This is a genomic window from Terasakiella pusilla DSM 6293 (assembly GCF_000688235.1).
In the GTDB taxonomy this organism is placed as follows: domain Bacteria; phylum Pseudomonadota; class Alphaproteobacteria; order Rhodospirillales; family Terasakiellaceae; genus Terasakiella; species Terasakiella pusilla.
Genome location: NZ_JHYO01000029.1, coordinates 31,493 through 50,689, shown reverse-complemented (window position 1 = coordinate 50,689; position 19,197 = coordinate 31,493). Strand labels below are relative to the sequence as shown.

General features: G+C 51.9%; 19 protein-coding genes. 14 read left to right on the top strand and 5 right to left on the bottom strand.

What is annotated here, in order from left to right:
* Positions 1-257: 257 nt before the first annotated feature.
* Positions 258-968: an amino acid ABC transporter ATP-binding protein gene (locus tag Q397_RS0116590; RefSeq protein WP_051610222.1), complete on the top strand. Its 711-nt coding sequence runs from the start codon at positions 258-260 to the stop codon at positions 966-968.
* A gap of 164 nt (positions 969-1,132) precedes the next feature.
* On the opposite strand, the gene Q397_RS0116585 is transcribed toward Q397_RS0116590, so the two are convergent.
* Positions 1,133-1,744 (bottom strand): ribonuclease HII, encoded by a 612-nt coding sequence (locus tag Q397_RS0116585; protein ID WP_028880369.1) that lies wholly within the window; start codon positions 1,742-1,744, stop codon positions 1,133-1,135.
* Between the two features lie 43 nt (positions 1,745-1,787).
* Here Q397_RS0116585 and Q397_RS0116580 point away from each other — a divergent pair, with 43 nt between their 5' ends.
* Together Q397_RS0116580 and Q397_RS0116575 are read left to right on the top strand one after the other, a co-directional pair.
* The gene (locus Q397_RS0116580) at positions 1,788-2,459 is read left to right on the top strand and encodes a TIGR04283 family arsenosugar biosynthesis glycosyltransferase (protein WP_028880368.1); all 672 of its coding nucleotides are present in this window, start codon (positions 1,788-1,790) and stop codon (positions 2,457-2,459) included.
* A gap of 4 nt (positions 2,460-2,463) precedes the next feature.
* On the top strand, positions 2,464-3,054 hold the full coding sequence (locus Q397_RS0116575; RefSeq protein ID WP_028880367.1) for a TIGR04282 family arsenosugar biosynthesis glycosyltransferase: 591 nt from the start codon (positions 2,464-2,466) through the stop codon (positions 3,052-3,054).
* Here the strand turns inward: Q397_RS0116575 and Q397_RS0116570 are convergent.
* Positions 3,025-3,924, bottom strand: coding sequence for a diacylglycerol/lipid kinase family protein (locus Q397_RS0116570; protein ID WP_028880366.1), 900 nt, complete (start codon positions 3,922-3,924; stop codon positions 3,025-3,027). The two genes, Q397_RS0116575 and Q397_RS0116570, sit on opposite strands and share 30 nt — an antisense overlap.
* A 112-nt stretch (positions 3,925-4,036) precedes the next feature.
* Here Q397_RS0116570 and Q397_RS23085 point away from each other — a divergent pair, with 112 nt between their 5' ends.
* The 3 genes from Q397_RS23085 to Q397_RS0116555 all read left to right on the top strand — a co-directional run bounded on the left by Q397_RS23085 (position 4,037) and on the right by Q397_RS0116555 (position 6,697).
* Positions 4,037-4,954 carry a UDP-2,3-diacylglucosamine diphosphatase gene (locus Q397_RS23085; RefSeq protein WP_240475095.1) on the top strand — a complete coding sequence of 306 codons (918 nt, stop codon included), beginning with the start codon at positions 4,037-4,039 and terminating at the stop codon, positions 4,952-4,954.
* On the top strand, positions 4,843-5,859 hold the full coding sequence (locus Q397_RS0116560) for a glycosyltransferase family 4 protein (protein WP_028880365.1): 1,017 nt from the start codon (positions 4,843-4,845) through the stop codon (positions 5,857-5,859). Before Q397_RS23085 ends, Q397_RS0116560 begins: the two co-directional genes overlap by 112 nt.
* 172 nt (positions 5,860-6,031) lie before the next feature.
* Positions 6,032-6,697, top strand: a complete 666-nt coding sequence (locus Q397_RS0116555; protein WP_028880364.1) for a response regulator transcription factor — start codon at positions 6,032-6,034, stop codon at positions 6,695-6,697.
* Between the two features lie 9 nt (positions 6,698-6,706).
* Here the strand turns inward: Q397_RS0116555 and Q397_RS25585 are convergent, their stop codons facing one another.
* Positions 6,707-6,922, bottom strand: coding sequence for an STAS domain-containing protein (locus Q397_RS25585; RefSeq protein WP_084149097.1), 216 nt, complete (start codon positions 6,920-6,922; stop codon positions 6,707-6,709).
* Between the two features lie 148 nt (positions 6,923-7,070).
* A complete protein-coding gene (locus Q397_RS0116550; protein WP_169738009.1) occupies positions 7,071-8,480 on the bottom strand; it encodes an ATP-binding protein in 1,410 nt (469 codons plus the stop codon).
* A gap of 239 nt (positions 8,481-8,719) precedes the next feature.
* Between Q397_RS0116550 and napF the strand changes: the two genes are divergently transcribed.
* The 8 genes from napF to Q397_RS0116510 all read left to right on the top strand — a co-directional run bounded on the left by napF (position 8,720) and on the right by Q397_RS0116510 (position 18,117).
* Positions 8,720-9,232 carry a ferredoxin-type protein NapF gene (napF, locus tag Q397_RS0116545; protein ID WP_028880362.1) on the top strand — a complete coding sequence of 171 codons (513 nt, stop codon included), beginning with the start codon at positions 8,720-8,722 and terminating at the stop codon, positions 9,230-9,232.
* Between the two features lie 40 nt (positions 9,233-9,272).
* Positions 9,273-9,581, top strand: coding sequence for a chaperone NapD (locus tag Q397_RS0116540; RefSeq protein WP_051610216.1), 309 nt, complete (start codon positions 9,273-9,275; stop codon positions 9,579-9,581).
* Complete coding sequence (napA, locus tag Q397_RS0116535) at positions 9,578-12,088, top strand: nitrate reductase catalytic subunit NapA (RefSeq protein WP_028880360.1); 2,511 nt, start codon at positions 9,578-9,580, stop codon at positions 12,086-12,088. Before Q397_RS0116540 ends, napA begins: the two co-directional genes overlap by 4 nt.
* Positions 12,089-12,127: 39 nt before the next feature.
* Complete coding sequence (gene napG / locus Q397_RS23080) at positions 12,128-12,931, top strand: ferredoxin-type protein NapG (RefSeq protein ID WP_051610214.1); 804 nt, start codon at positions 12,128-12,130, stop codon at positions 12,929-12,931.
* A complete protein-coding gene (napH, locus tag Q397_RS23075) occupies positions 12,928-13,845 on the top strand; it encodes a quinol dehydrogenase ferredoxin subunit NapH (protein WP_051610212.1) in 918 nt (305 codons plus the stop codon). The genes napG and napH overlap by 4 nt, the downstream gene beginning before the upstream one ends.
* A 20-nt stretch (positions 13,846-13,865) precedes the next feature.
* The gene (locus tag Q397_RS0116520; RefSeq protein WP_028880359.1) at positions 13,866-14,294 is read left to right on the top strand and encodes a nitrate reductase cytochrome c-type subunit; all 429 of its coding nucleotides are present in this window, start codon (positions 13,866-13,868) and stop codon (positions 14,292-14,294) included.
* A 19-nt stretch (positions 14,295-14,313) separates the two neighbouring features.
* Entirely contained in the window at positions 14,314-14,937 is a 624-nt protein-coding gene (locus Q397_RS0116515) for a NapC/NirT family cytochrome c (protein ID WP_028880358.1), read from the top strand.
* A gap of 186 nt (positions 14,938-15,123) precedes the next feature.
* Complete coding sequence (locus Q397_RS0116510; protein ID WP_028880357.1) at positions 15,124-18,117, top strand: FAD-binding and (Fe-S)-binding domain-containing protein; 2,994 nt, start codon at positions 15,124-15,126, stop codon at positions 18,115-18,117.
* Here the strand turns inward: Q397_RS0116510 and Q397_RS0116505 are convergent.
* The gene (locus Q397_RS0116505; protein WP_028880356.1) at positions 18,114-19,139 is read right to left on the bottom strand and encodes a hypothetical protein; all 1,026 of its coding nucleotides are present in this window, start codon (positions 19,137-19,139) and stop codon (positions 18,114-18,116) included. The genes Q397_RS0116510 and Q397_RS0116505 overlap by 4 nt on opposite strands.
* Between the last annotated feature and the right edge of the window lie 58 nt (positions 19,140-19,197).

The following is a 19,197-nucleotide window of genomic DNA, read 5'->3' as shown; positions in this document are numbered from 1 at the left end:
AGAGGGCTATATTTTTGCGGCCTTTTGTTTCTGGGTCTTCTGTTTTGGCATGTCCAAATACAGTCAGGCTTTGGAGCGCAAACTGCACACCGGTCATAAACGCTAGAGCAATTTAACAGTACGAACAGACGTACGAAGAGGATAAAATGACAAAAGATCCTGATGCAATTACAGATACTGTGACGGAAGCCGAGCTGCGCTCCGGTCACAATCTGGATCATAAAGTGGCAGACGAAAGCGTCATCCAGTTGATCGGTATGAACAAATGGTACGGCGACTTTCATGTGCTGCGCGATATCAATCTTGATGTGCGCAAAGGGGAACGGATCGTGATTTGTGGACCTTCGGGGTCCGGTAAATCCACCATGATCCGCTGTATCAACCGTTTGGAAGAACACCAGCAGGGCCAGATCATCGTGGATGGGGTGGAACTGACCAACGATCTGAAAAACATCGATACCATTCGCCGTGAAGTGGGCATGTGCTTCCAGCACTTTAACCTGTTTCCGCATCTGACCATTCTGGAAAACTGTGTGCTGGCCCCGATGTGGGTGCGCAAAGAACCGCGCAAAGTCGCAGAAGAACGCGCCATGCATTATCTGGAACGGGTCAAGATCCCGGAACAGGCCAACAAATACCCGGGCCAACTGTCCGGTGGTCAGCAACAGCGTGTGGCCATCGCGCGGTCCTTGTGTATGGAACCGAAGATCATGCTGTTTGACGAACCGACCTCCGCCCTTGATCCTGAAATGATCAAGGAGGTGTTGGACACGATGGTGCAACTGGCCGAAGAAGGCATGACCATGCTGTGCGTGACCCACGAAATGGGCTTTGCCAAAACCGTGGCGGACCGCGTGATCTTTATGGCTGACGGCCAAATCGTCGAAGAAAACGAACCCCACGCCTTCTTTAACAACCCGCAAGAGCACAGAACCCAAGAGTTCCTGAGCCAGATCATCGGGCATTAAACTGATCAGGGGGAGAAAGCGGGCGTCGGTTCAATCGACCCCGCTTTTTTTATGTCTAATTCAAGCCCCGTCATCGCGCACGTGTTGCGCGATCATCGGCTGGGATCACACACCGCCTTCCCGCAATTATGGCGGAACGGGTCCGCCATGACGGGCGTGGAGTGCTATTCAATCCCCAAAATCACTTTAATGGGTTTAAAGCTTTTGCGGTGATGCGGGGTGACGCCGTGGGTGGCGAGGCCTTGTTGATGGAGTTTGACGCCGTAGCCTGCGTTTTTCTCCCATCCATACTGGGGGTAGTCTTGGGCGAGCTTTGCCATTTCGTGATCGCGGGTGACTTTGGCGATGATGGAGGCGGCGGCGATGGAGCAGGAAAGCCCGTCGCCTTTCACCACAGGATGACCAGGGACGCCGAGATCGGGCGGCAGTTTATTGCCATCAATCAGCGCGTAATCTGGCGCGATGGCAAGCCCCGCAACCGCGCGGCGCATGGCGAGGAAAGTTGCTTGCAGGATGTTCAGCTCGTCAATTTCTTCCACACTTGCCTGTCCGACGGCCCAAATACTTTCTGCCTTAATTTGGTCGATCAGGGCTTCGCGTTTTTTAGCAGATAGCTTTTTGGAATCATTCAGGCTTTCAGCGAGGCTGGGGGATAAGGTATCCTGATCGAAAATCACACAGGCTGCGGTGACTGGACCTGCCCACGGGCCGCGTCCGGCTTCATCAATGCCACACACCCGTCCGGCATGCTCGTTTTCCAGTGAAAAATCAGGCATAGTCTTTTTTCCATTCTTTAAACCCGTTCATCCATGAGGCCGCATGTTAAGCATTGTCATCCCGACCTACAATAGTTCTGTCGTTTTAAAGCAGACAATTCAGTCGGTGCAAGGCAAAGCAGGGGTAGGGGAAATCCTTATCGTCGACGGGGGCTCAACCGATGATACGGCACAAGCGGCAGCGGAGTTAGGGGCGCGTTGTATCACAGCAGCTAAAGGTCGGGGATCGCAGCTTAAAGCTGGCGCAGATGCTGCCGTGGGAGCGTGGCTGTTGTTTCTCCATGCCGATACGGTCCTAGAAGAGGGATGGGAGCGGCACGTCGGCGCCTTTATGAATAAGCCGGAAAATGAGAACCGCGCCGGATATTTCACCTTCACCTTGAATGAGGACACAAAGGCAGCGCGACGGTTGGAACGTGTGGTCGCACGTCGCTGCACATGGTTGGGCTTACCTTATGGGGATCAAGGATTGTTGATCCATCAAAGTCTTTATGAGGAGGTGGGCGGGTATGCCGATATTCCGTTGATGGAAGATGTGGATATGGTGCGCAAAATAGGCAAAGACCGATTGGTCCCTGTGCCGGTCCGGGCGGTGACGTCAGCGAGCAAATATCAAAAAAGCGGCTACCTCAAGCGAATGTTACGTAATGTGAGTTGTTTAACGCTCTATTTCTTGGGAGTATCGCCCGAACGTATCGTCAAACTCTACGGATAAGTCTGTGAAGCCGCATCTTGTTATTTTTGCAAAAGAACCCCGCATGGGTCGGGTGAAAACCCGCTTGGCCCGTGATATCGGCAAGGTGCCTGCGTGGCGGTTTTATCGCGCGATGTTGGCAGACCTCCCCAAACGATTACGCGGGAAAGGGCCATGGCGCACGGTGATCAGCCATAGCCCAGACAGGATGAAACCGTCTTTATTGTGCGCCTGTGCCGATGGCTATGTGGCGCAAGGTGGCGGCGATTTGGGCCAGCGAATGTTGCGCCCAGCACGCTATTTACCAACAGGGCCGTTTGTGGTTATCGGCACCGATATTCCCGATATTCAGGCCCATCATATCCGTCAAGCCTTTAAACTGCTGGGCAGTCACGACGCGGTGTTTGGTCCGGCGGAGGATGGGGGTTTTTGGTTGGTGGGCTTGAAGCGACATCCCATCCTGAGCAACCCTTACCGACGACCCGTCAGGTGGTCGCACCCAGAAACCTTGGCCGATTGTCTGGCAAACCTGAAAGGCAAGAAAGTCGCCTTTTTGGAAACATTGACGGACGTGGACGATGGGCGGTCATTTCGACGCTGGCGCGAGAACCGTTAAGGGGTATTCATCCATCGTGAGGGTGACGGGCAGGAGACCCGCATAATCCCCATCGGCTTGCACGGGGATACTGTTGCGGCTGTCGATGGTCACTTTTGTGCCGTGGGTGATGGTGACGTCTTTTAGGTAGGGAAGGCGACCGGTTGCAAGGGCAATCCCATATTTAAGCGCCGCCCAAAAGCCCTTCTTTTTCATCAGGACCACATGAAATTCCGGATCATGCAGAGAGGCGTGCGGGGAAATAGTGAAGGGGCCGCCATATTTTTTGCCGAGGGTCACGACGACTTGGGACGCTTTATATTGGTCGCCATCTACATCGATAATGAGATCAAGGTCTTTCATGCGTTTGATCGCCTTGAACGCGGCGATCACATAGGCCACTGCCCCGATCTTGCGTTTTAGTTTCGCATCAAGGGCAGCAACGGCTAAGGAGTCAATGCCGGCACCCACCATCATTATGAAACGTCGATCCGCAATGAGACCGGGATAAACGGTTTTTTCCTTTAATGTCTCGACCATGGCGGCAATGCGGCGCATGGAGGTGCCGAGACCAATTTCGCGCGCAAAGACGTTGGCTGTGCCAAGGGGGAGGACGAGAAGGGGGCTGTCACTGCCGCGCATCCCGTTTGCGACCTCTGCAATGGTGCCATCTCCCCCGGCGGCACAGACGATATCATAAGGTTTTTTATGGGTGCGGTTGAGGGCTTTATCAGCGCGAATAACGCCGTGACCCGCGTATTTGGTTGGGCTGACCTTGACTTTTTTTGCATGTTGTTTCAGGGCACGCAGTGCGATGGCAAGACGTCTGCGTTTGCTACCACCGGCAACCGGATTGTGGATGATTTTTATGCGTCGTTCAGAAATGCCCATATTTTTCGCACCTGCAATAAAAGAGTCAAAATCACGTCATAAAGCGGTAAGCCTTGAGGCGTAAAAAAGTGACAGCTTAGTGTTTCGCTTTTAATGCGGTTTTATTGCGATAATGGAAAAAGTGACGGCTGATATGGATGCTGGCGTAAATCCCCGAACATTTAAATCGATCTTTATTTCCGATATTCATTTGGGGACGGCGGGCTGCAAAGCAGATTTTCTGTTGGATTTTTTAAAGCAGACGGACTCTGAAAACCTGTTCCTTGTGGGGGACATTATCGATGGTTGGCGCTTACGGCGGTCATGGTACTGGCCGCAGGCTCATAATGATGTGGTGCAGAAGGTGCTGCGCAAAGCCCGCAAAGGCACAAATGTCATCTTCATCCCCGGCAATCACGATGCGTTTATACGCCCTTATGTCGAACATGATTTTGGCGATATTCAAGTCCATGACGAATATGTCCATGAAACAGCAGACGGTCGCAAATTTTTAGTCATCCATGGGGATGAGTTTGATGTGGTTGTCAAATATGCCCGCTGGCTGGCGGTGCTGGGCGATGGGGCCTATAGCGTGGCCTTAAAGGTCAATGACTATTTCAACTGGGTGCGTACCAAGTTTGGGTATGGCTATTGGTCTTTGTCGGCCTACCTGAAATTTAAGGTTAAAAACGCAGTCCAGTTTATCGCCGACTTTGAGACGGCCCTTGCCGACGTTGCTAAAAAGCGCAAGGTCGACGGCATTATTTGTGGGCATATCCACCACCCGGAAATTCGCGATATCGATGGCACCCTGTACTGCAATGACGGGGATTGGGTGGAAAGCTGTTCTGCATTGGTGGAACATCATGATGGTCGATTGGAAATTATCTACTGGATGGGGCAGCCGTCTTATGCGGCGATAGCAACAGAGGAAGAAACATGCGACTCCTTATCGTCACCGACGCGTGGCTCCCGCAAATCAATGGCGTTGTTAGAACGCATCAATCCCTTAAAGCGCATCTTGAACGCAAAGGTGTCGAGATCAAACTGATTACCCCGCAGGATTTTAAGACGATCCCCTGTCCGTCTTATCCTGAAATCCGCTTATCCATCCTGCCAAATCGTAAAGTGGCGCGCCTGATCCGCGCGTTTCGCCCCAGTGCGATCCATATCTCAACAGAAGGACCATTGGGGATTGCGGCGCGCAAGTTCTGCATGAAGCATGGCTTGCCTTTTACCACCGCTTTTCATACCCGCTTCCCTGAATATGTGGAGGCGCGCACCAAAATTCCGGCGCGTTATACCAACCTGATCATGAAATGGTTTCACAAGCCCAGTCGCGCCATTATGACGGCGACAAAATCGTTGCGTGATGAGCTGCGTGCGCAAGGGTTTGACAATGTGGTAACATGGACGCGCGGCATTGATACGGACTTGTTTCATCCGCGAGAAAAGTTGTTTCAGGATTTACCGCGTCCGTTGTTTATGTATGTGGGGCGTGTGGCGGTTGAGAAGAATATTAAAGCGTTTCTGGATCTGGACCTGCCGGGGTCCCAAGTCGTTGTCGGGGATGGACCACAGCTTGAGCAACTAAAAAAAGAGTACGAGGACGCCACCTTCGTCGGGATGAAGGAAGGGGATGAGCTGGCAGCGCATTATGCGTCTGCTGATGTCTTTGTGTTCCCAAGTCTTACAGACACCTTTGGTCTTGTGCTTCTGGAAGCGTTGGCAAGCGGGGTGCCGGTTGCAGCCTATCCGGTGACAGGGCCAAAAGACGTCATTGGGGATGCGCCCGTCGGTAAATTGGATACGGACTTGAAAAGCGCCTGTCTGGAGGCTTTGAAAGCAGACCCCGTGACATGCCGGGAGTATGCGTTGAACTTTTCGTGGGATGCCTGTACGCACATGTTTTTGGATAACCTTAGTCCTTTTGATCCATGTTTGATTAAATCCTGAGAAATATATTCATATCAAATTATTCTAAAGTACTAAGTAAGGTGCTTTTGGTTCTCGGGTGAAGTACGTAGAGGCTTAGTTTTTCAGGTTCTTTTGATATAAATAGCTTGCCTGTCAGGTGGGGAGTGATACAAATAGCTCAATCTCTCAACGTATGAATAAGGGGCAGGCCGTGAAAGTTTTACTGGCTGATGATCATTCCATCGTACGTACTGCGTTGAAATATATCCTGAGCGAGCTTTCTGACGAACTTGATGTGGTTGAAGCACGCAATGTCGCGGATATTCAGACGGCTTTGGCAGTGCATGCGGGTGGGTTTGATCTTGTAATGATGGACCTGCGCATGCCGGGCATGGACGGCAGTATGCAAGCGATTGCCCAGATTGTTGAGGCCGTGAAAGACACGCCTGTCTGTGTCTTTACAGTATCAGAAGACCCAGACGAAATGCGTGCCGTTTTGGCCGCAGGGGTGCGGGCTTATATCCCTAAAACGACAGATGACGGCTTGATCGCAACCATTCTAAAGCTTGTTTTATCCGGTGGGTCTTACGTGCCACCTGTTTTGGGTGGCGCCGCTGTGACATTGGGGAACGAGGCCGCAACGCTTCCGCGCGAAACGCCTGATCGGGCGGCAAAAGCATTGTTTCCGGACCTGACGCGTCGTCAGCGCGAGGTTTTGGTTCTGCTTGCTGAAGGTCTGTCCAATCAGGAAATCGGGGATCGTCTGGACCTTAATTTAAGTACGGTCAAGAGCCATGTGACCGCGATTTTGCGCACGTTGAATGTAGAAAATCGCACGCAGGCTGTGTTGAAATACCAGCGTGCGATAGGTGTCTAGGGCCTTCTGTTAAGGCGTGATGTCCATCAGCTTGTCGATTTTACAGACGTCGAAAAGCTGTCTAACCTGATCCATCGGGTTTTTAAGCGTAATATTTTTGTTTTCGCCGGTAATTTCGTTGGCGACAATTAAAAGTCCCAGACCGGAACTGTCAATGAGAGGGACCTTTGACAGGTCGAACGTGATCTTTGCGGGTGGTTTTTTTTTAGGCTGAAGATGAAAGATTGGAGGTCTTGAAAGTTTCCGAACAAAAGTTTGCCATCAACGGTGATCAGTAAATTTTGTTCTGCGGCATCTTGCCATGAGTACGAGTAGTGCATGTTTTTCCCTTTATCCAAACCCACAAACAAAATACTTAAAATTTTATATATGTCTATTCGGATATATACTGATGTGGCATCAAAAGGATGCTGAATTTTGATCCTTGCCCTTCATGGGAGGTGCAGGAGATCTCCAAGTTCAGGAGTTCAGATAGTTTTTTGACGATGGCAAGACCAAGGCCAATACCTTCACTACGGTCACGTTCGGGGTCATCAAGCTGCAAAAATTCTGTGAAGATTTGTTCCATACTATCGTTAGATATACCTGGGCCGGTGTCCCAGACTTCAATGGCGAGCTTCCCTTTGAGGCGACGACACCCGATGAGAATGCGCCCTTGCTTGGTGTAACGCACCGCATTGGAGAGGAAGTTGCGCAAAATGCGTTCGAGTAAAAGCGGATCAGTTGTGACACTGAGGGAACTGGGCACCATCTTGAACGTCAGCCCTTTGGCTTGTGCTTTGATGCGATATTCTTGTGTTAGCTGGCTCAGGATGGTTTGGACCGGAAAGGTGCTGATATTGGGGACAATCACCCCGGCTTCGAGTTTTGAAAGAGACAGGATGGAGTCCAGGAGAGAGCGCATGGATTTTTGGGCATGATGCATGTCTTTCATAATGGCGGCGCTGCGTTCATCAGGCATACGTTTTTCCAACATACCGGAAAACATGCCGATCGCTTCAAGGGGTTGTTTGAGATCATGCCCTGCCGCGGCGAGGAAACGCGATTTTGCGTGATTGGCTTGCTCTGCGATTTCGCGGGCTTCTTCCAGTTCTTCCGTACGCAGCGCAACGCGCTCCTCAAGGTCTTTTGAGAAGGCTTTGATGCGGTTCATTTGACGCGCGACATGGGCAACCATGGGGCGGAAAATAAAGAAGGCTTCCCCCAACAGGATCAGGAGTGTGAGACTGAGGAAGACACCTTCCAGCTTGACCAGAAAGGCAAAGGCACTTTCCCCTTCTTCCTGATAAAATTCGACCATGGCGTCCAGCGAGTCAACCAGTTCACCGGGGGCGGTGTTGAGCACATAATTGATTGTCGGGTGATCCTCATTGAGGGCTTCATCGGGGAGCTCAAGGATCACATGCAGGGCTTTGATAAACTCGCGCATCTGGGCGTTTAAGGGATAAGCCCCCTTAAAATAGCGCTTGCGGGCTTCGGGTGACATTTCTATGGACATATTAATGACGTTGGCCCGTCCGGTCAGGGCAAGGTGGGCTTGTTCCAGCAAGCGGGTGGCGCGTCTGAGCTCGCGGCGGTAGTGTTTTTGTTCCACAATGTCTTGAGTGTATATCATCTGGGAAACGTACAATGCAGTGCGTTGCGATAGCATACGCTGGCGACCTGAAATATTAACCACGGACAAAGTGTTTTTATGTTCGGTAATTAACAGACCAACCGTCCCAAAGGCTGAAACGGCCAAAATAGCAATGGCCACAAGCGCGAAAATATAGCGCTTGGTCATCCAGAGTCCGGGATTCGACTCATCCGGTTTTAGAAAACGTCTCATATGTTCTTATACGGAAGATTCTCCCTGAAACACAACTTCAAAGAAATTGCCTCAATATTCAAAGGCTTATACCAAAGTATGAACTAATTCCATTTAACCATAAATAAAATGTGGAAATAAATTGATCATTGGTACTGGTTCTGGTACTACTTTTTGGGTCTAAAGTATGAACTTTGGGTCTGAGGGGGTCCGAAATGAAGGACGTAGTTTCCAGACGGGCACTTTTGTTCGGTAAAAGCGGTCCGCGCGGTTTGGATGATATCATCCGTCCACCGTGGGCAGTTGATGCCGGCTTATTTGCTGGAAAATGCACAGGCTGCGCCGCATGCGTGGACGCCTGCCCCGAAAATATTCTGATACTGGATATGCACAAAAAGGCGAAGGTCGATTTCTCGCAAGGGGAATGCACCTTCTGCACCGACTGTGTCACGTCCTGTAAGGATGGCGCGTTAGTTATGGCTGATATCAACCGTCCTTGGTCGCTGCAGGTGTCAATAGAGGGGACATGTCTGGCGATGAAGGGGGTCGAATGTCGTATTTGCGACGATCAGTGTGACCCACGCGCTATTCGGTTTCGCATCACCCCGGGCGGGGTCTCTTTGCCACAATTGGATCAGGACGTTTGCACAGGCTGTGGGGCCTGCGTTGCCCCCTGTCCGGTCGGTGCGCTCCAGATCATGCCTGAACAAGTAAGAGAGGGGGCTTAAGAAGTTGAAGGTAAATAGTCGATTTTATTTAGAAGATCAGATGAAGGCCACGTTGCCGGGCGCTTTATCGTCAGCAGAAAAGCCGTTTAACGTGTGTGGATTGCTTGCCCATGTTGCCGCTGGCAAACGTGAGGAAGTGCGCGCGCAATTGAACGCATTTGAAGGTGTGGAAGTCCATGCCGAAACAGAAGATGGCCGTCTGGTCATTACCATCGAGGATACCGAGGAAATGCTCTGTGCCGACCGGATTACGATCATCGATCGTTTGCCGGGCGTGATGAACAGTTCCCTCGTTTATCATCAGTTTGAATCACAAGATAAGCTTGAATTGGAGGAGGTTTCCTCATGAAACTGACCCGACGCGACTTTATGAAAGCCAATGCTGCCGCAGCGACTGCTGCCGTTGCTGGCGTTTCGCTGACTGCTAAAGCTGCTGACGCGGCTGTACCGGGCGCAATCCGATGGGACAAAGGGGTCTGCCGTTTTTGCGGGACAGGCTGTGGCGTTCTGATCGGCACGCGCGAAGGTAAAATCGTTGCGACCCAAGGTGACCCGGATGCACCGGTGAACAAAGGTCTAAACTGTATTAAAGGCTATTTCCTGTCCAAGATTATGTACGGTCAGGACCGTTTGACTCAGCCCTTGCTGCGTAAAAAAGACGGTAAGTTCCACAAAGAAGGTGACTTCGAGCCTGTCAGTTGGGATGAAGCCTTCGACGTGATGGCTGAAAAATGGAAAGAAGCGCTCAAGAAAAAAGGTCCGACCTCTGTTGGGATGTTTGGGTCTGGTCAATGGACCGTCTTTGAAGGCTATACCGCGTCCAAGTTGATGAAAGCGGGCTTCCGTTCCAACAACCTTGACCCGAACGCGCGTCACTGTATGGCGTCTGCGGTCGGTGCCTTTATGCGGACTTTCGGGATCGACGAGCCAATGGGCTGTTATGACGATCTGGAACATGCCGATACATTTGTGCTTTGGGGCGCAAACATGGCAGAGATGCACCCGATCCTGTGGTCCCGTATGACCAACACACGTTTGACCAAACCGGGCTGTGAAGTGCATGTCCTGTCTACCTATGAGCATCGTTGCTTCGATCTGGCAGACAACGGCATGGTGTTCCATCCGCAAACGGATTTGGCGATTTTGAACTATATCGCCAACTACATCATCGAAAACAAAGCCTATAACCAAGACTTTATCGGCAAACACGTGAACTTTAACGCAACGACCACCGATATTGGCTATGGTCTGCGCCCAGAGCACCCGCTGGAACAAGCGGTCGCCAACCCCGGTAAAGGGAAGTTCGACAAAATTTCCTTTGAGGAATATGCGAAATCCGTTTCCGACTATACGCTGGAATATGCCTCCAAACTGTCGGGTGTGCCGCAGGATAAACTGCTGAAACTGGCACAAGCTTATGCCGACCCGGATCGTAAAGTGGCGTCTTATTGGACGATGGGCTTTAACCAACATACCCGTGGTGTGTGGGTAAACAGCCTGCTTTATAACGTTCACTTGCTCATGGGCAAAATCTCCGAGCCGGGCAACAGCCCATTCTCCCTCACAGGGCAGCCGTCTGCCTGCGGGACCGCGCGGGAAGTGGGGACGTTCTCTCACCGTTTGCCAGCGGATCTGGTTGTGGGGAAGGAAGAACACCGTAAGTTTGCCGAAAAAATCTGGAAACTGCCGGACGGAACCATTCCGCCGAAACCGGGCTATCACGCTGTTTTGCAGCACCGTATGTTGAAAGATGGCAAACTGAATGCCTATTGGGTTCAATGTAACAACAATATGCAAGCCGCCCCGAATATGAACGAGGAAGGTTATCCCGGCTATCGCAACCCGGAAAACTTTATTGCGGTGTCTGATCCTTATCCAACGGTTACGGCTTTGTCTGCGGATTTGATCTTGCCGACAGCCATGTGGATGGAAAAAGAGGGCGCGTACGGGAACGCGGAACGTCGCACCCAGTTCTGGCGTCAACAAGTATCTGCGCCGGGTGAAGCCAAATCCGACATGTGGCAGATGATGGAATTTGCCAAACGCTTCAAGATCGAAGAAGTCTGGCCGGAAGAACTCTTGGCAAAAATGCCGGAACATCGCGGCAAGACCATGTATGAAGTCTTGTACGAAAACGGCAACGTCAACGCGTATCCGCTGGAAAAAATCACCGATGATGCGGGCAATGTGTATGACAACGATGAGTCCGAACATTTTGGTTTCTACGTACAGAAAGGTCTGTTTGAAGAATACCGCATGTTCAACACCAAAGGCGATATCCTGAAGAAAGGCCACGAAATGGCACCTTTCGAAGTCTATCACAAAGCCCGTGGTATCCGTTGGCCGGTCATTGATGGCAAAGAAACCCTGTGGCGTTTCCGCGAAGGTTACGACCCGCACGTTAAAGCGGGGGAAGACGTCAAATTCTACGGTCACAAGGATGGTCGCGCCAATATCATCTTCGCGCCTTACGAACCTGCGGCAGAAAGCCCGGATCAGGAATATGACCTGTGGCTTTGCACAGGCCGTGTCCTTGAACATTGGCATTCCGGTTCCATGACCCGCCGCGTGCCTGAGCTACATAAATCTTTCCCGCATGCCGTGATCTATATGAACCCGGCGGATGCGAAAAAACGCGGCCTGCGCCGTGGGGAAGAAGTCAATGTATCCAGCCGCCGTGGTGAAATTAAGGTCCGTGTGGAAACACGCGGTCGTAACCGCGTGCCGGAAGGTCTTGTATTCATTCCTTGGTTTGATGAAGGGGCATTGGTCAACAAGTTGACACTGGATGCCACGGACCCGCTTTCCAAGGAAACGGATTACAAAAAATGCGCTTGTAAAGTGATGAAAGCCTAAACCTGTAACAGTCCTTTCCTGTTGGGGAAGGTGAGAGCCATGACACAGACAAAAGCAAAACAGAAAACAGTTTCCAGAAGGGATTTTCTGGGCAATGCCGCAAAAGGGGCCTGTGGTGTCGGACTGATCAGTCTGGCACTGGGCGCCGCTGTGCGCGAAGCCGAGGGAAAATTGCCGGCAGACGCCATTCGTCCGCCCGGCGCCCTAGCGGAAAAAGACTTTTTGTCTGCTTGTGTGCGTTGTGGTTTGTGTGTCCGGGATTGTCCCTACGACACACTTGATTTGGCTGACTTGGGCACCGAGACGGTGACAGGCACACCTTATTTTAACGCAAGGAAGATCCCGTGCGAAATGTGCGAGGATATCCCCTGTGTGGTGGCCTGCCCGACCGGTGCGCTGGACAAATCGCTGACCAATATTGATGATGCCCGTATGGGGATTGCGGTGTTGGTCGATCATGAGAACTGCCTCAATTTCAATGGCTTGCGCTGTGACGTCTGTTACCGCGTCTGTCCGTTGATTGACGAGGCCATTACACTGGAACGTTCCGCCAATGAACGTACGGGGAAGCATGCGGTCTTCATCCCGACCGTCCATGGCGATAAATGTACCGGCTGCGGTAAATGCGAACAGGCTTGTGTGTTGCCCGATACGGCAATTCGCGTCCTGCCTGAACGTCTGGCCCGCGGCAAACTTGGGGAACATTATCGCCTGGGCTGGGAAGAAAAGCGCAAGCTTGGCAAATCTTTGATCGAAGGGCAGCATATTATTGATCTGCCTGATCGTGGATATAGCGCCCCTGCACAGACGGACACCGGGGGATATAAGGGGTTCAAGCCATGAGCATGAAACATCCCGGCACATCTGCCATTGAAACAAAGGGCCTGTGGGGCGCTTATAAATGGTTGATCCTGCGACGTTTGTCACAGGCCTTTTTCCTCGCGCTGTTTTTGGTGGGACCGATCAGCGGTTACTGGTTGGTCAAAGGCACATTGGCATCATCCTTGACGTTGGATGTTTTGCCCTTAACTGACCCGTTTATTTTCCTGCAATCCCTGCTGGCAGGACACGTGATGGAGACAAGCGCGATTATTGGCGTGCTAATCCTGAGTGCGGCGTATTTTATCGTCGGCGGTCGTGTCTATTGTTCGTGGGTGTGTCCGGTCAATGTGGTGAGTGACAGCGCAAGCTGGCTGCGCCGCAGACTGGGGTGGAAAAAGACGGGGATCAAACTGCCGCGCCAAAGTGCCCTGTGGGTGATGGCGGGTGTGTTTGTCACCAGTTTCGTCAGCGCAACCTTGGTCTGGGAGTTTTTCAATCCGGTGACGATCCTGCATCGTTCTATCGTGTTTGGGGCTTTTACGACCGTGGCTTTTATCGCTGGCGTGATGTTTTTGATTGAACTGATTGGCGGGGACCGGATCTGGTGTTCGCGTCTCTGTCCGGTCGGGGCGTTTTACGGCCTGATCGGGAAAGTCAGTCTGGTTAAAATCAGCGCGAAAAACCGCAAAGCCTGTAATGACTGTATGGACTGCTACGCGGTCTGCCCGGAAGCTCATGTGATCTCGCCTGCCTTGAAAGGGGAAAAGGATCAAAACGGACCTGTCATCCTGTCCGGCGATTGCACCAATTGTGCACGTTGTCTGGATGTCTGTTCCGAACATGTTTTTGAATTCTCGCTACGTACGAAAAACACAATGGATGATGTCCGCCCCTTTGAAGGTGATGCTGATAAAGACAGCACCAAGGCGGCATGAGACTTGAAGGAGATAAGACTGTGAAACGAGTCCTGATCCCAGTAATCGCTGTTCTGGTAGCAGTGAGTGTGCTGATGGGCCATGCAAGCGCACAAGAGGTCAAAACCTTGCGCGGTGAAGCTGGCTTTAGTGAAACCAATTCCGCTGCTGAAATCAACCAAGTGATTGAGTCTGGTCGTTTTCCTCAAAACTACCGTCAACAACCACCGCTGATCCCGCACCGGATTGATAAATATGAAATTGATCTGAAGGTCAACCAATGCATGCGCTGCCATAACTGGCAGTATGCCGCGAAAGAGGGGGCGCCCAAGATCAGTGAAACCCACTACAAAGACCATCGCACCGGTCAGCCGATGGACGATGTGGTGCCGGGCCGTTGGTTCTGTACCCAATGTCACGTGCCACAGGTTGATGCAAAACCGCTTGTGGAAAACACATTCCAAAACTAAGGCCTAGGGGGAACTCAAAATGAGTGAACAAGAAGAAAAAGGCGGTTTCTTTAACCGTATCTGGGCCTTACTCAGAAGGCCGAGCAAAACCACCTCCGCAGGCATGTTGTTGTTTGTCGGCTTGATTGCCGGTGTGATTTTCTGGGGGGGCTTTAACTGGACATTGGAACTGACGAATACGGAAAGTTTCTGTATTTCTTGTCACGAGATGGAACAGAACGTCTATCGGGAATATACCGGGACAGTCCATGATTCCAACCCGTCGGGCGTTCGTGCGACCTGTCCGGATTGTCACGTGCCACGTCCTTGGATTTACAAAATTCAACGTAAAATCCAGGCGTCAAACGAGCTGTTGCATAAAGCACTGGGCACCATCGATACCCGAGAGAAGTTCGAAGAACATCGCCTGACTATGGCGCAGCGGGAATGGAAGCGGATGAAGTCTTCCGACTCGCGCGAATGCCGCAACTGTCACAACTTCATGTCGATGGATGTGTCACGTCAAGGCTCACGTGCGCGTAATCGTCATATCGAGGCGCAGGAAGACGGGAAAACCTGTATCGATTGCCATAAAGGGATTGCCCATGAACTCCCGGCAAATGCCTTTACGGCGGAAGAAGAACTGAATCAGGCCGTAAAATAAGCCTGTTTGAATAGGCAGGGGTTCAGGCGCTCTCATACCCCCTCAAAGCCTGAAACCCTGTCTGAGCCGGCCCTCCCACACTCCTGTACGACCGAAAGGGGAGGGCCGGTGCTTTTTTCCTGTTTAAAAATCGGCGCAACAAGGCTATATCCTGTGTACCTTCATGCTAGCACTGGATATAAAAAAATGCTCCCGGTTTTGACCCCCGATCGTGGCCTTGATGATGTAACTGTCCGTTTTTTAAAAGCGCTGGAAGACAGCAGCTTTAAAGGCGAGATCAAGGCGGATTATCCCACACGTTTATTAAGTGCGACGGATAACTCGGTCTATCAGGTGATGCCGCAAGCGGTGGTTTATCCGATCTGTGAAGCGGATCTGAATGTGATTGCCGAGCTGGGCGCGCGCGAAGACTTTCGCGGTATTTCCTTTGCCCCACGCGGCGGTGGGACCGGCACCAACGGTCAGTCCCTCAACACGGGCGTGGTCGTTGATACCTCAAAACACCTAAACAACATTCTGGATTTTGACGAAGATAAAAAGCTGGTCACGGTGCAGCCCGGTGTGGTGCTGGATCAGCTTAATGCGTTTTTGAAGGAAAAAGGCTATTTCTTCCCGCCTGCAGTTTCCACATCGTCGCGCGCCACCTTGGCGGGGATGACGGGGACGGATGCATCAGGCAAAGGCTCGCGCATTTACGGCAAGACATCTGATTATATTGAAGAGATGGATGTGGTCCTGTCCGGTGGGCAGACATGGACATCACGCCCCCTTGCCGCCTCTGAAATGCAAGAGGTGATGAGCCGTGACGATATCGTCGGGGAAATCCACCGTCAGGCCTATCAGTCCATCACGGATAATGCGGAACTGATCGAACAGACTTTCCCGAAAATGAACCGCGGCCTGACAGGCTATAATCTGCAACATGCGCTGGATAACAACGGGACGTTTAATCTGTCTTACTTGCTGGCGGGTTCTGAAGGATCGCTTTGTTTAACGCAGAAATTGACGTTCCGTGTCATCCCCTTGCCGAAGTGCAAAGGGTTGGTGACCGTGCGCTATGCGACCTTTAATCAGGCGCTGGAAGGCGTGCAGCTGATCTTGAAAGGCGATCCGGCAGCGGTTGAGGTTGTGGATGATAAGATCATGACCATGGCCCAGAACGATATCATCTGGGAACAGGTCGGCGATATGCTGGGCGGCGAAGAGGGCGAGCCGGAAATCCTCGGCATGAACTTTGTCGAGTTTGTTGGGGAAACGGTTGAAGAAGTGGACGCCCAGATTGCCAAGCTGGAAGCTGTGTTGGCTGAGGTGAAGGGCGAAGACGGACAAGCCACCGGCTGGCGTGCGACCAGCGATGCAGCCCAGATCTCCGCCCTGTGGGAAATGCGCAAAAAATCTGTTGGCTTGTTAGGGGCGCTGCAAGGTAAGCGCCGGGCCATTCCGTTTGTGGAAGATACAGCCGTCCCGCCAGAAAACCTCGCCCCGTTTATCCGCGAGTTCCGCGCGCTTTTAGATGGGCATGGGGTGGATTATGGGATGTTTGGACATGCTGATGTGGGCTGTCTGCACGTGCGCCCGACTCTTGATCTGACAGATGTGATGGATGAACCTGTCCTGCGCCAGATTTCAGATGGGGTGGCGGATTTGACGTTGAAATATGGCGGTCTGTTGTGGGGGGAACATGGCAAAGGCTTTAGGGGCGAATATTCCCCCAAATTCTTTGGGCCGGATCTTTATGACGAGCTACGCAAAATCAAGTCGGCCTTTGACCCGCATAACCTGTTCAACCCCGGTAAAATCGCCACGCCTTACACTATGCCGGATGTCAAGCTGACGGCGATTGATGAAGCAACTTTGCGCGGTCAGGTGGATCGTACCTTGGATGAGACGTTGAAAGACGCCTTCCCCAAAGCGACCTTGTGTAACGGCAACGGCGCGTGCTTCACATGGGATGCGTTTGATCCGATGTGTCCTAGCTATAAAGTCAGTCGTGATCGGGTGCAATCGCCCAAGGGGCGTGCCGGGATGCTGCGCGAATGGCTACGCCTGCGCACCTTGGCAGAAAAAGAAGATGTGCCCACGGCCTTGGCGGACGGTAAAGACTTTAACCAAGATGTCTATGAGGCCATGAAGACCTGTCTGTCGTGCAAGACCTGCGCAACGCAATGTCCGGTCAAGGTGGATATCCCGGAGATGAAGGCCCAGTTCCTTGAGGCGTACCACGAACGTTACGGGCGTCCGAAGCGTGACCATGTGGTGTCAAAACTGGAGAAACTGGCCCCGCTGACCATCAAGCTGCCGTGGTTGACCAACTTTGCCCAGTCCTTACCACCGGTAAAAGCCTTTATGCGTCATGGCCTTGGTCTGGTTGATTTGCCGAAGGTCAGCAGCACGACGGTTGCCAAAGGTCTGAAGGCGCGTAAGGCCCCTGCTTTTGATCCGGCGGATATGAAGACCTTACGGGAAAAACAGAAAGAACAATCGGTCATTCTGATACAGGATACCTTCACCACCCATTATGATGCGGATGTTGTTCTCGCGCATTATGATCTGTTGGTGGCGTTGGGCTATACGGTCTATGTGGCCCCATATCGCCCGAATGGGAAGCCCTTGCATGTCAAAGGATTCCTGAAGGAATTTGACCAACTGGCACAGGATAATGATGCTTATTACAGCAGTCTTGCCGACTGTGGTATCGAGATGGTCGGGATCGAATCTGCGGTAACATTGATGTTCCGTCAGGAATATAACCAACGTCTGGACAGTCGCCCGGATTATACGGTCTTTGCGTTCCATGAATGGCTGCATGACAAGCTGCAAGGGTTGGAGATTAACCTGCCAGAGACAAAGGGGGAATTTGCCCTGTTTGCTCACTGTACGGAAAAGACATCCTTGCCGGCCACACCTAAACAATGGGGCGATATCTTTAAAGCCTTTAACCTGAACCTGCGCATAGAAAAGACGGGCTGTTGCGGCATGTCCGGCATGTTTGGGCATGAGGCGGAAAACGAAGAAACCTCGAAAAAGCTCTATGACATGAGCTGGAAAGACAAGGCGGCGAAAGCTGGGCCGGATCATATGCTGGCGACCGGATTCTCCTGTCGCTGTCAGACCAAACGCTACGGCGACTTTAAGCCGCGCCATCCGGTCGAGGTGCTGGCTGGTCTGCTGAAAGGTTAAATATCTTCGTCGATTTTGCGGCTGACTTCGCCATAAAGATTGACGTATCCGGTATCCAGAACGGGGATGGCGCGGAAGGTGATGATCGTATCACCGGATCGCACATCCCCGTAAATCTGCTTGGCATCCTGAAACGACTTGCGGATCAGTTCTGATACGGATGGGGAGACAAATTCCCTACTGTCATCCCCAAACAACGGCGCGTGGCTTTTGGCGGCGGCATTGGCATACATGACCTTGCGATTGACCGAACAGCGCAGCAAGGGATAAGGGGTTTCTTGTAGGAAACGGGCCTGAAATTCCGCTTTATCTTTGGCGTGCAGGATTTCCGCGCGCATGTTTTCCACCTGTTTGGACAGGAGGCTGGCTTCGGTGTTGCCTTTTAACAGCTCCGGCGCGATGGGGGTGCTGGCAAAGGACTTGGTGTTTTCGTCAAAATAGCTGCGCAGTTTTTGTAAGGGGGCGAATAGGTAAAGGCCTGTCATCCATAGGCACATCAGTCCGGCAATCAGGCTCATGAGCGGTGCGCCGACCCAATTGATCAGGCTGCCTAAGACGGGCGCAGGCATCAGGCTATCCGCATTCAGCCGCATAACCAGTAAGTCAAAGGGCAGTGTCTCATCCAACTTAAAAGCGACATCCATATAGCGGGCATCGTCGCTAAACCGACTGACGCTTAGGGTGGTTGGCAATGTGGCGGGGAACGTTGGGTCGGTTTCTCCAACGCTGAGGGGGGCGCTGTTACCAGCCATCAAGCGTACGCCCATGACGGCATCTACATTTAGAAGATCATTCACTTTTAACAGAATGTCTTCGGCTTCTCCACCGGCGCTTAGGGTGGTAGAAGCGAGTGTCCGGGCAAAATGAAGCAAGCTTTCTGTGCGGGTGGTTTCTTCCAGATAGCGCAAGCTGTTGCCGATGCTCAGGGAGACAAGGAAAACGACAAGCATTAAGGCGCAGGCAAGTTTTTTGCCCGAAGGTGATTTCCACGCCAAAGTGATTGAACCGTGTTTCTGTGCCATATCCCTACCAAAATATATTTATAAGATTCAGACCCCTATCGTTGATAAATGTCAATGT